The sequence below is a fragment of the Streptomyces sp. NPDC003943 genome, from assembly GCF_053605265.1.
The window spans coordinates 1-12,402 of the sequence record NZ_JBSGIW010000092.1 but is presented as its reverse complement, the minus strand read 5'-3'; the positions used below and the strand labels follow the sequence as shown (position 1 = coordinate 12,402).

7 protein-coding genes are annotated in these 12,402 nt (G+C 71.7%); 2 read left to right on the top strand and 5 right to left on the bottom strand.

Translation table 11 applies throughout. The features are described 5' to 3' along the window. Positions 1 to 78 precede the first annotated feature (78 nt). The 5 genes from pstS to mshD form a co-directional block, all read right to left on the bottom strand. On the bottom strand, positions 79 to 1,212 hold the full coding sequence (gene pstS / locus ACWEV0_RS29520; protein ID WP_453152684.1) for a phosphate ABC transporter substrate-binding protein PstS: 1,134 nt from the start codon (positions 1,210 to 1,212) through the stop codon (positions 79 to 81). Positions 1,213 to 1,493: 281 nt separating this feature from the next. Then, positions 1,494 to 1,907: an NUDIX hydrolase gene (locus tag ACWEV0_RS29515; RefSeq protein WP_453152682.1), complete on the bottom strand. Its 414-nt coding sequence runs from the start codon at positions 1,905 to 1,907 to the stop codon at positions 1,494 to 1,496. After that, entirely contained in the window at positions 1,904 to 2,881 is a 978-nt protein-coding gene (locus ACWEV0_RS29510; protein WP_453152705.1) for a CHAD domain-containing protein, read from the bottom strand. The genes ACWEV0_RS29515 and ACWEV0_RS29510 overlap by 4 nt, the downstream gene beginning before the upstream one ends. Positions 2,882 to 2,993: 112 nt before the next feature. After that, positions 2,994 to 5,264 (bottom strand): RNA degradosome polyphosphate kinase, encoded by a 2,271-nt coding sequence (locus tag ACWEV0_RS29505; protein WP_453152681.1) that lies wholly within the window; start codon positions 5,262 to 5,264, stop codon positions 2,994 to 2,996. 573 nt (positions 5,265 to 5,837) lie between these two features. Next, positions 5,838 to 6,764 (bottom strand): mycothiol synthase, encoded by a 927-nt coding sequence (mshD, locus tag ACWEV0_RS29500; RefSeq protein WP_453152680.1) that lies wholly within the window; start codon positions 6,762 to 6,764, stop codon positions 5,838 to 5,840. A 200-nt stretch (positions 6,765 to 6,964) separates the two neighbouring features. On the opposite strand from mshD, the gene ACWEV0_RS29495 reads away from it, so the two are divergent. Both ACWEV0_RS29495 and ACWEV0_RS29490 read left to right on the top strand, forming a co-directional pair. Continuing rightward, complete coding sequence (locus tag ACWEV0_RS29495) at positions 6,965 to 8,803, top strand: bifunctional metallophosphatase/5'-nucleotidase (RefSeq protein ID WP_453152679.1); 1,839 nt, start codon at positions 6,965 to 6,967, stop codon at positions 8,801 to 8,803. Between the two features lie 162 nt (positions 8,804 to 8,965). Further along, positions 8,966 to 12,295, top strand: coding sequence for a FlgD immunoglobulin-like domain containing protein (locus ACWEV0_RS29490; RefSeq protein WP_453152677.1), 3,330 nt, complete (start codon positions 8,966 to 8,968; stop codon positions 12,293 to 12,295). The last annotated feature ends 107 nt before the right edge of the window (positions 12,296 to 12,402 follow it).

The following is a 12,402-nucleotide window of genomic DNA, read 5'->3' as shown; positions in this document are numbered from 1 at the left end:
ACTGGCTCCTGGCGGCGGTGCACCGGATGCCGGGGGCGGTCCCTCCACGGGAGGTGAGGGGCCGCCCCCGGCCGGGGGTCAGGACAGGGTCGGGACGATCGCGCGCACCTTGGCGGCGATCTCGGCCGGGAGCGGGGCGTAGCCGGCGTCGGAGAGGACCTTCTGGCCCTCCTCGCTGGCGGTGTAGTTGAGGAACGCCTTCACGGTCGGCAGGGTCTCGGCCTTGTTGCCCTTGTCGCAGGCGATCTCGTACGTGACCAGGGTGATCGGGTAGGCGCCCTCGGCCTTGGTCGTGTAGTCGAGGGAGAGGGCCAGGTCGGAGCCGGTGCCCTTGATCTTGGCGGCGGCGATGGCCTTGGAGGCGTTCTCCGTGGTGGCCGCGACCGGGGCGGAGGCGCCGGTGTTGATGGAGACCGTGCTGATCTTGTTGGCGGTCGCGTAGGAGAGCTCGAAGTAGCCGATGGAGCCCTCGGCGTCCTTGACCGCGGTGGCGACACCGGAGGAGCCGTTGGCGGCCTGGCCACCCGGGGCGGGCCACGACTTGGTCTTCGGGTCGTACTTCCAGTCGGCCGGGGCGGTGGCGGAGAGGTACTTGCCCAGGTTCTGGGTGGTGCCCGACTCGTCCGAGCGGTGGAAGGCCTGGATGGTGGAGCCGGGGAGCTTGGCGCCCGGGTTCAGCTTGGCGATCGCCGGGTCGTTCCACTTGGTGATCTTCGTGTCGAAGATCTTCGCCAGGGTGGGGGCGTCCAGGACCAGGTTGTCCACGCCGTCCAGCTTGTAGCCGATGGCGATGGGGCCGCCGACCATCGGGAGGTTGATGCCCTTGCCGCCGGCGCAGACCTTCTGCGAGGCCGCGACCTCTTCGTCCTTCAGGGCGGAGTCGGAGCCGGCCATGGCGACCTGGCCCTGGTTGAACTTGGTGATGCCACCGCCGGAGCCGATGGCCTGGTAGTTCACCTCGACGCCCGAGCAGGCGGCCTGGAAGTTCTTGACCCACAGGTCCATCGCGTTCTTCTGCGCGGAGGAGCCGGCGGCGAGCAGCTGGCCCTTGGCGCCGTCGCACTTGATGTTCGACGCCGCGGCGGAGGTCTTGCCGCCGTCCTTGGTGGGCTCGTTGTTGTTGTCCGAACCACACGCCGAGAGGACGAGCGCGCCGGAGACGACGAGGGCACCGATCGCGGAGGCGCGAAGCCCGTTCTTCGAAAGCTTCACTTTCGGGTGTTCCTTCCAGAAGCCGCCATGTCGTGGACCTTGGTGTCCTGAACGTTTCTACGGCGGCGCGTGTCGGGGTGTCCGGTGCGGTACTGAGCGGTGCACCGTGTACGGCCGAAATTAGGCAGATCAGGTGAAGCCGTCGACGGAGGAGAGTGAACGGGAAGTGAACCGTGCCGGAAGTGGCGGTGCGGGGTGCCCGGGCGCGCGGCGACGGGGGTCTGCAGGCTCGGCCAGGGGGCCCGCGCGGCTCGGCGGTGAGTGACGGCAGGCGTGCGGGCTCAGCGGGGGGCGACGGCCAGCAGGGCGCTCAGGAGCTCGCGGTCGCGCGGCTGGGTGAGGCGGGCGCGGGCCGCGGCGGGCGGCAGCCAGGCGAGGGCGTCGACCTCGCGCCCGGGGGTGAAGGTGCCGCCCAGGGCGCGGGCCGTCCAGTAGGCGACCTCCTTGGGGCGGCCGTTCACCGGGTAGCGGACGGTCGGGAGACGGGCGCCGAGCACGCAGGAGTGGCCCGTCTCCTCCAGGACCTCGCGGACCGCGCAGTCCGCGAAGGTCTCGTCGGCCTTGAGCTTGCCCTTCGGATGCGACCAATCGTCGTATTTCGGCCTGTGTACGAGCGCGATCTCGACGCCCTCGCCCGATGCCGCCGGGCGCCACAGGACCGCGCCCGCGGCGAGGATCGGGGCGGGGGAGGTCACGGGACCGGGGCCGTCGTGCGGGACCAGGCGCGCTGGAAGGCGAAGCGGGCGGCTTCGACGTCGTGGCGCTGGTCGGCGTGGAGGACGCCGAGGGCGTAGGCGGTGGCCGGGGCGATCCGGGGGGTGCGGGCGGCCGCGGCGGCCGCGGCGGCGGCCTCGGCGGCGTCGCGGTGCCGGTCGAGGGCGCGGGCGGCCTCGTACAGGACCGGGTCGGGGTCGGCGCCGCCGTGCAGCACCTCGCCCGCGTACCGGTGCAGCCGCAGCAGGCCGCGGGTCTGGTGCCAGGGCGTGTCCTGGGACTCGCCGGCGGCGAGCGCGAGGGCGTCGGCGTTGTACGGGTGGGCCGCCCGGGTCAGCGGCAGCGCGGCGACCGCGTCGCGCAGCCGGCGTTCGACGGCCGCGGCCGGGGCGTCCAGGACGTCGGCGGCGCGGGCGGCGCCGGCCGGGCCGAGCGGCACCTCGGAGGCGAGCAGCGCGACGGAGTCGGCGACGGCGTGGAAGCGGGAGGAGCCGAGCGCCTGGAGCGAGGCGGAGTGCGCCCGCGTACGGGCCAGGGTGAGCTGGCGTTCGAGCAGGGCGCCGGCCCGGGCGGCGCCGACGGTGAGACCCCGGCTGGTCTCCGTACCGCGGGCGGCGGGCACCGGTCCCTGCGCGCCGCCGCTCGACAGCCGGGACAGCGCGTCCACCAGGCGGACGAGCCGGGAGGTGCAGGCGTGCTCCAGGGCGAGCGTGCCGGAGAGCCAGGCCAGCTCGGCGCGGAGCTGGTCGGCCCAGGCGGCGTCGAGCAGCGGCCGGAAGGTGTGCAGGGTGCCGCTGATCCGGCGGGCCGCCGCCCGCAGGGTGCGGGCGGCGGCCTCGGAGCCGGCCGTGTCGGCGCCGCTCTCGGTGTGCAGCCGCAGGCCGCGGAGGAAGTCCGCGGCCCGGGCGTGCAGATAGGGGGCGACGACCTCGCCCGCGGTCGCGTCCGCGTTCACGGCCGTCGCCGGGACGAGCGCCGGGACGCCCGCGTGGACGCCCGACGGGAGGCCCGCCGTCGTGGTGACGGTGGAGTCCGTGCGGGTCGCGTCGGACGTCGTGACGTCGTGGTCAGGGTTGTGCACGCCGGCGCCTCCGCGCGTCGATGAGCATCTCCTGGACGTGCCGGAGCGGCTGGCCCTCGGGGTCGGTCGCGTGCCGCGTCCAGTTCCCGTCCGGGCCGAGGTGCCAGGAGGAGGTGGTGTCGGACATCCCGGTCTCCAGGAGCCGGGTGAGGGCGGCCCGGTGAGCGGGATCGGTGACCCGGACCAGGGCCTCGATGCGGCGGTCCAGGTTGCGGTGCATCATGTCGGCGCTGCCGAACCACACCTCCGGCTCGCCGCCGTTGCAGAAGGCGAAGATCCGGGAGTGCTCCAGGAAGCGCCCGAGGACGGAGCGGACCCGGATGTTCTCGGACAGGCCCTCGACGCCGGGGCGCACGGCGCAGATGCCGCGGACCCAGATGTCGACCGGCACGCCGGCCTGCGAGGCCCGGTAGCAGGCGTCGATGACGGCCTCGTCGACCATCGAGTTGACCTTGATCTTCACGTACGCGGGCCGGCCGGCGCGGTGGTGCGCGATCTCCTTGTTGATCCGGGAGACCAGGCCGTCGCGCAGCGACTTGGGCGCGGTGAGCAGGCGCCGGTAGGTCTCGCGGCGCGAGTAGCCGGACAGCCGGTTGAACAGGTCGGAGAGGTCCGCCCCGACCTGCGGGTCGGCGGTGAGCAGGCCGAGGTCCTCGTAGAGCCGGGCGGTCTTCGGGTGGTAGTTGCCGGTGCCGACGTGGCTGTAGCGGCGCAGGGTCTCGCCCTCCTGCCGGACCACCAGCGACAGCTTGCAGTGGGTCTTGAGCCCGACCAGGCCGTAGACGACGTGGCAGCCGGACTCCTCCAGCTTCCGCGCCCACTTGATGTTGGCCTGCTCGTCGAAGCGGGCCTTGATCTCGACGAGGACGAGGACCTGCTTGCCGGACTCGGCGGCGTCGATGAGCGCGTCGACTATCGGCGAGTCGCCGGAGGTGCGGTACAGCGTCTGCTTGATCGCGAGGACGTCCGGGTCGGCCGCGGCCTGCTCCAGGAACGCCTGCACGGACGTGGAGAACGAGTCGTACGGGTGGTGGAGCAGCACGTCGCGTTCGCGCACCGCCGCGAAGATGTCGGGCGCGGACGCCGACTCGACCTCGGCGAGGTCGCGGTGGGTGCCGGCGACGAACTTCGGGAACTTCAGCTCCTGCCGGTCGAGCGAGGCGATGCCGAAGAGGCCCGTGAGGTCGAGCGGGCCGGGCAGCGGATAGACCTCGGAGTCGGAGACCTTCAGCTCGCGGACCAGCAGGTCGAGCACGTACGGGTCGATCGACTCCTCGACCTCCAGGCGCACCGGCGGGCCGAAGCGGCGCCGCATGAGCTCCTTCTCCAGGGCCTGGAGCAGGTTCTCGGCGTCGTCCTCCTCGACCTCCAGGTCCTCGTTCCGCGTCACCCGGAACATGTGGTGCGCGAGCACCTCCATCCCCGGGAACAGCTCCTCCAGGTGCGCCGCGATGACGTCCTCCAGGGGGACGTAGCGCTCCGGCGACGCCTCCAGGAAGCGGGACAGCAGCGGCGGCACCTTCACGCGCGCGAAGTGGCGGTGGCCGCTGACCGGGTTGCGGACGACGACCGCGAGGTTGAGCGAGAGCCCCGAGATGTAAGGGAAGGGGTGCGCCGGGTCGACGGCCAGCGGCGTGAGCACCGGGAAGATCTGCTGGCGGAAGAGGGTGAAGAGGCGCGCCTGCTCCTTCTCCGTGAGCTCCGGCCAGCGGATCAGGTGGATGCCCTCGTCGGCGAGCGCCGGAGCGACGTCCTGCTGGAAGCAGGCGGCGTGCCGTGCCATCAGCTCGCGCGAGCGCGTCCAGATCAGCTCGAGCACCTCGCGGGGCTGGAGCCCGGACGCGGAGCGGGTGGCCACGCCGGTGGCGATGCGGCGCTTGAGGCCGGCCACGCGCACCATGAAGAACTCGTCCAGGTTCGACGCGAAGATCGCGAGGAAGTTCGCCCGTTCGAGGAGGGGTGTCGTCGGGTCCTCGGCGAGTTCGAGCACCCGCTCGTTGAACGCCAGCCAGCTGCGCTCACGGTCCAGGAACCGCCCCTGCGGCAGCTCGCTCGCGCCGCCTTCCTCCTCTTCGTACGCGTCGAGATCGGCGTCCAGGTCGGGCGCGAGCTCGCTCACGGACGCGCCGTTCACGGCGTGCGGCCGGTGTGTGGCTATGGAGCCCAGTGAAGGCTGGGCCTTGGTGGCGTTCTTCGCGCTCTTTGCGGAGGCGTTCTTCTTGGGCTGGACCGGTACCTCGGCGGGCTGCTGGCTCATGGCCCCATTCTTCCGCGCGAAGGGCAGGTCGGGCGCGTCGGAGCGGGCCGTGGGCGAGGGAAGCCTCCCTTTGGGGAGGGCCCTGGTGGGGGCGGGCACGGAGCGCTTCATTGCGTGAGCGTCGCAAGCGCGTCTGAATGGTCGGTAACGAGGACGTGACGTGAGGGAATCGGGGGCGGATCGGGGGCGGGGTCGCGAGCCGGTCCTTTCTGCGCCTGCGCATCGCTACGACGTCCGACGGCGAGATCACGGCCGGGCGGGAACTCGACCGCATCCGGACGCGGGAACGGGAGCTGCGCACCGAACTCCGGAGGAGGAACGCTCCCTCTGCCAAGCGTCGGTTGAGGAAACGGCGGCGCAAGGAAGCGCGGCGGGCGAGGGAGTTGTGGCGACGCGGGGCGCAGTCAACCGCCCCGGACCCACGTGCCCGACCGGGGCAGGGGACAGGACGCGGACGCGGCACCGCACCCAGTGGTGCCCGGCGTGCACGTGCGGGCCTTCCGGGGCCCAAGCCGTCGATCACGGACGTGAAAGAGAGGAGGCGGTGTCAACCGCCTCCTCCGATCGGCTAGTTCACGACTCCGCGCGGTACATCAGGTCCACCTCGTGCGTGCGGAAGCCCAGCCGCTCGTACACCGTCACCGCCGCCGTGTTGTCCGCGTCCACGTACAGCATCGCCGTGGACAGCCCCTCGGCCGCCAGGTGCCGCAGGCCCGTCGCGGTGAGCGCCTTGCCGAGGCCGCCGCCCTGGGCCTCGGGCAGCACGCCGACCACGTACACCTCGCCGAGCTGCTCCTCGGCGTGCACCTTCGTCCAGTGGAAGCCGACGAGCCGGCCCTCCTTCTCCGCGAGGAAGAAGCCCTTCGGGTCGAACCACGGCTCCGCCATCCGGTCGTCCAGGTCCCGCTGGGTGAGCGAGCCCTGCTCCGGGTGGTGGGCGAACGCGGTCGCGTTCACGGCGAGCCAGGCCGTGTCGTCCTGGCCGGGCACGAAGGTGCGGACGGTGACGCCCGCCGGCAGGACCGGCTCCGGGATGTCGAGCGGCGCCAGGGGCCGGCGGAGCTGGCGCAGTTCGCGGAAGAGGGTCAGGCCGAGCACCTGGGCCAGGTGCCGGGCGGCCGGCTTGCCGCCGTGCGCCCACACCCGCAGCCGCTTGCCCGTCGTGTCGAGCAGCGTCGTGCCGAGCGCCCGCCCGTGTCCGCGGCCGCGGTGCGCCGGGTGCACGACCAGCTCGGCGGCCGGGGCCTCGACCGGGTCGGTCTCCTCCAGCTGGGCGTAGCCGTAGAGGTTCGAGCCGACGGTCAGCAGGAAGTGGCGGACGCCCTCCCGCCTGCCGTGGCGCAGGTAGAGCCGCCCCTGCTCGGACACGGCGTGCACGCCGTCGGCGTGGTCGGCCGCCGCGAGCAGGTCGAGGACGTCCGTCACCTGTTCGGGGCTCAGCTCGTCGTAGGTGTGGATCTGCCGACCGGGTTCGAGGGCCGGCGCCGTGTCAGGAGTCATGGCTACGAGCCTACGGCGGGCGTGTCCCGGCCCGTGGGAGATCAAACGGAGACTGTCAGGTGGCCCCAGCGGAAGTCGCCCCGGCGGCCCGCACGTGGACAAAGGCAACCACCTCGTAACCCGCTACCCCCTGTTGCGCTACGCGCGTTGACTCTAGGCTGCGCGGGCAGAACCGGAGTCGTTCAGGGAACTGGGGAGAGATGGCAGCGACGCGGAAGAACAACAAGGCGGGGCGGCGGATCCTCGCCCTCGGGGCGGGGCTCGCCACCGTCGGCGCGCTGGTGGCGGCGATGCCGGCCGGTGCCTCGCAGGACAGCGGGGCCGACGCCGCCGCGTACGGAGGCACCAACGGCAAGGGCTGGGGGCGGATGGTCGACGTCCAGCTGCTCTCCTTCAACGACCTGCACGGCAACCTGGAGCCGCCGGCCGGTTCGTCCGGCCAGGTCACCCGGGTGAAGCCGGACGGCACCACCGAGAAGGTCGACGCGGGCGGTGTCGAGTACCTGGCGACGCACCTGCGCCAGGCCCGCGAGGGGAACCGTTACTCCATCACGGCCGCCGCCGGTGACCTGATCGGCGCCTCGCCGCTGCTCTCCGGTCTCTTCCACGACGAGCCGACCATCCAGGCGATGAACGACCTGGACCTGGACGTCACCTCGGTCGGCAACCACGAGTTCGACGAGGGCGCCCTGGAGCTGGCCCGGATGCAGAACGGCGGCTGTCACCCGACCGCCGGCTGCTACGTGGACGGCAAGGAGTTCAAGGGCGCCGACTTCCCGTACCTCGCGGCCAACGTGACGGACGAGAAGACCGGCAAGCCGATCCTCGACCCGACCTTCGTCTGGGAGAAGGACGGCGTCCGCATCGGCTTCATCGGCGTGACCCTGAAGGGCACCCCGAACGTCGTCACCGCCGAGGGCGTCAAGGGCCTGAAGTTCGGCGACGAGGTCGAGACGATCAACAAGTACACGAAGATCCTGGAGCGGCAGGGCGTCAAGTCCATCGTCGCCCTGATCCACGAGGGCGGCATGCCGGCCTCGTCCGCGTACAACTACAACTGCGACGGTGACGGCGACGGTGAGGGCGAGGGCGTCTCCGGCGCGATCGTCGACATCGCCAAGAACATCGACCCGCAGGTCGACGCGCTGGTCACCGGCCACACCCACCAGGCGTACGTGTGCACCATCCCCGACCCGTCGGGCCGGCCGCGCCTGGTCACCTCTGCGTCCTCGTTCGGCAAGCTCTACACGGACACCACGCTGACGTACGACCGGCGCACGAAGGACATCGTCCGCACCGCGGTCGCCTCGGCGAACCACGTCGTCAGCCGTGACGTCCCGAAGGCCGAGGACATCTCGCAGCTGATCGCCGAGTGGAAGCAGCTCGCGGCGCCGGTCGCCAACCGCCCGCAGGGCTACATCGCCGCCGACATCAACGGCCGCGGCTCCACGGCGTACGAGAAGCCCCTCGGCGACCTGATCGCCGACGCCCAGCTGGAGGGCCTCGCCCCGGCCGGCAAGGGCGGCGCGCAGCTGGCCCTGATGAACCCGGGCGGCATCCGCGCCGACCTCGTCTACAAGCAGTCCGGCGCCGAGGGCGACGGAGTCGTGACCTACGGCGAGTCCTTCACCGTGCAGCCGTTCACCAACATGATGAACGTGGTCGACCTGTCCGGCGCCAACCTGATCGCGGCGCTCAAGCAGCAGGTCAGCGGATCGAACCTGAACGCGGTGAAGATCCTCCAGGTGTCGAAGGGCCTCACCTACACGCTGGACATGACGAAGTCGGGCGCTGACCGCGTCGTCGACGGCACCGTCAAGCTGAACGGCGAGCCGATCGACCCGGCGAAGAACTACCGCGTCGCGATGAACGAGTTCCTCGCGGGCGGCGGCGACGGCTTCGCGGCCCTCGCCACCGGCACCAACAAGCTGGTCGGCGCCTCCGACCTGGACGTGTTCAACGCCTACCTGGCCGCGCACTCCTCGCCGGCGGCGCCGCTGCAGGTGCCGGCGGCGGACCGGATCACGGTGAAGCAGTAGTCGCCCGGACGGGACAGACAGGACGGATAGGAGGGGTGGCCTCCGCTTCGGCGGGGGCCACCCCTCTCGCGTACCGGAACTTCGTCCCGAATCTCGTTTTGAACGCATTCGAAGCCCTGTTACCCTCAGCCCACTTGGATCTCTGGGGAGGGGTTCGATTTGATGCACACGGGGTGGGGCAAGCGGCGCAGCAGCGCCCTCTCACTGGCCGCGGCGACCGCGGTACTGATCTCTCTGACGCCGGCCGTCGCGGGCGTCGCCTACGCCGCCGAGACGGCGGACGCGCCGGCCGAGCTGGTGATTCCGGCCGAGGAGACCGCCGCCGCCGACGCCGCGGTCGTCCGGGCCGGCGCGACCGGCTTCCTGCAGGGTGACGGGAAGGCCGGCTTCTACCGCTGGTTCTCGTACGCCGACGGCAGCGACAGGACGTTCGACGCCCAGGGGGCCACGGACGTCTTCACCAACGGCGCCGACGACACCGTCGCCCGCTGGTACCAGGCGACGAACAAGGTCGTCCTCCAGGACGCCGCAGGCGGCGCCGAGGAGACCGTCCAGATCCCCGCGGGCCAGACGGTCCTCGGCCTGGTCGGCCGTACGGTCGTCACCGGCGGCACCGGCACCGGCGGCGGCCTGCACGCGGTCTCGCTCGTGAACGGCGCCGTGCAGGACACGGCGGTCGCCGGACTGCCGGACGGCGCCTACGACTTCAAGTTCTGGGGCGCCAACTCCCACGGCTTCCAGGTCTACTACTCCATCGGCAACGACGAGCAGCCCGCCACCTCGTGGGTCGACCTGTCCGGCGACGCGCCGAAGCCGGTCACCTTCGGCACCTACGCCAGTTCCTCGGTCGTCGACGGCGACAACCTGCTCCGGGTGACGGACGCGCACAAGCTCCAGATCTGGGACCTCAAGGGCGACCTGTCCGCGCCGGCGCGCGAGACCGACTGGACCGGCTCCGACGTCCCGGTGGCCGTCCAGGGCGACCAGGTCCTGAGCCTGACCTCCGGCACCGACAAGCAGCTGCTGTCCCGCCCCTTCGCCGGCGGCGACCAGAAGACGGTCCTCGACGGGCTCGTGGCCAGTCCGCGGCTGCTCGGCGGCGCCCTGCTCGCCGTCGTCAAGGGCAACGACGCGGAGCACGTGGTCTACCGCGTGCAGGCGGGCGCCGACGACACCTTCGCGGCCGGCAAGGTCGCCGTCGTGCCGGGCAACCGCACCATGACCCACCGCATCTCCGCCGCGCAGGGCGTCCTGCGCACCCTCGACCAGGTCCCGTCGGGCGAGTACCGGCTGCGCTCCATCGAGATGAAGACCGGCGGTCCGCTCGTCGCGGGCGAGCGGGTCGACCACGGCACCGACGACAAGCTCGACACCTCCTGGGAGGTGCCGACCGGCGACGGCCGCGTGGTCCGCCAGACCGGTGCGGCGCTGTCCGTCCTCGCCGACGGCGCGTCGCTGCCCGGCACCGCCCTGTCGGCCGGTTCCGTCGCGGGTGACCTGGAGGCGTCGGGCCACTACGCCTCGTACCGCCTGACCACCGGTGAGCGCCGGGTCTTCGACCTGGACGCCCTGAAGGCCGTCTTCACCCGGAACCTCGGCACCGGCCCGACCGCGATCAACGGCCCCACGCTGTGGACCGCGACCGGCACGGCCGGCGCCGTCGCCGCGATCGACGTGCGCACCGGTGCCACGGTCCGCACGGTCACCGTCGCCGACTGCGTCCTGAAGGACGTCCAGTCCGTCGGCGCCGACCTCTACTGGAAGTGCGACACGAAGTCCGGTGTGCTCAACACCGCGAGCCAGGTCAACACGCCGCTGCCCGCGCACGGTGCGGCGCGGCTCGGCGACGGCTTCGTCTCGTACACCAAGGGCGACGTGCTGGCCCTGACGCCGCTGCGCGGCGGCGGCGCGACCCGCGACCTCGGCACCCTGCCGGACGGCATGCCGGAGACCGGCTGGAGCGTGGACCGCTTCGGCGGCAACACCGTCTTCACCGACAACCAGCAGCGCATCCACGTCGTCCCGAGCGGCGTGCCCACCTCGCCGGTGTCCGTCGTCGACTCCGTCGTGCCCTCCGACATCATCAACCTGTCCGGCGGCTCCGCCTGGACCGGCTCGTGGTGGCTGTCCAAGCCGGTCGCGTCCTGGACGCTGACCGTCAAGGACCGGACGGGCGCCGTGGTGCGCACCAAGAGCGGGCTGCAGACCCGTGGCCTGGTCGAGACCTCGTGGGACGCCAAGAACGCGAACGGTGCCACGGTCGCCGACGGCGGTTACAGCTGGGAGCTGAGCGCCCCGGCCGCCGACGGTTCCGGCGCCGCTCTGCGCACCACCGGCACGGTGTACGTGACGCACGACGGCGTCTCCACCTTCCGTCCCGTCGCCCCGGCCCGCATCCTCAACACCATCGCCGGTGTCGGCGCGCCCAAGGCCAAGGTCGGCCAGGGCGGCACGGTGAACCTCCAGGTCACCGGCCGCGGCGGGGTCGCCCCGACCGGCGTGTCCGCGGTCGTCCTGAACGTGACGGTGACCAACGCGACCAACAGCACGTGGATCGCGGTGTACCCGACCGGGACGCCCCGCCCGCTGGTCTCGAACCTGAACGTGCCGAAGGGCCGCAACGTCCCGAACCAGGTGACCGTGCCGGTCAGCAAGGACGGCAAGGTCACGCTGTACAACGCGTGGGGCTCGGCCGACCTGCTCGTGGACGTGTCCGGCTACTACACGCTCGACGGCGCCGGTGACCGCTTCAAGGCGGTGACCCCCGCCCGTATCCTCAACACGCTGGCGGGCGTCGGCGCGCCGAAGGCCAAGCTGGGTGCCGGCAAGACCGTCGACCTCCAGATCACCGGCCGCGGCGGGGTTCCGTCGACCGGTGTGACCGCGGTCGTCATGAACGTGACCGCGACCAGGCCGACGGCCTCGACCTACGTCTCCGTCTACCCGTACGGGACGACCCGGCCGTCGACCTCCAACCTGAACATGGTCGCCAACCAGACGGTGGCCGGCCTGGTGACCGTGCCGGTGAAGAGCGGCAAGGTGACGCTGTACAACCACAGCGGCTCCGTCGACCTGCTCGGCGACGTCGCCGGCTACTTCACGAACGTGGCCGGTCAGGGCGACCGCTTCATGCCGCTGAAGCCGGTCCGTCTTCTCGACAGCCGTGACTACGGCACCGACGGGAAGATCCCCGGCGACTACTACGGCACCCTGCCCGTGGCCGGCTACGGCGGCATCCCGGAGTCGGGCGCGACCTCCCTGGTCCTCAACGTCGCGGGCACGAACGCCACGTCCCCGACGTACCTCACGATCCACCCGGACCTGTCGACCCTGACGTCCCGTCCGACGATGTCGAACCTGAACCCGGTGCCGGGCGTGACGGTGGCGAACCAGGTCGTGGTCGGGATGTCGAGCCAGGGCACGATCGACATCTACAACCGTGCGGGTCTGATCGACGTGATCGTGGACGCGTTCGGCTACTACACGAAGTAACAGAACACAGAGCGGAAGGGGGGCGCCCCCGTTATGAGGTTGGCCCCCCCTAACGTCGAAGTGGGGGGCACACAACATGAGAAGAAAAGGGGCGGGGGGCCGCCCGA

What these genes read in the sequence shown, in the direction of transcription:
- ACWEV0_RS29505 (WP_453152681.1), bottom strand. Translation starts at nt 5,264, where the DNA reads ATGAGCCAGCAGCCCGCCGAGGTACCGGTCCAGCCCAAGAAGAACGCC.
- mshD (WP_453152680.1), bottom strand. Translation starts at nt 6,764, where the DNA reads ATGACTCCTGACACGGCGCCGGCCCTCGAACCCGGTCGGCAGATCCAC.
- ACWEV0_RS29495 (WP_453152679.1), top strand. Translation starts at nt 6,965, where the DNA reads ATGGCAGCGACGCGGAAGAACAACAAGGCGGGGCGGCGGATCCTCGCC.
- ACWEV0_RS29490 (WP_453152677.1), top strand. Translation starts at nt 8,966, where the DNA reads ATGCACACGGGGTGGGGCAAGCGGCGCAGCAGCGCCCTCTCACTGGCC.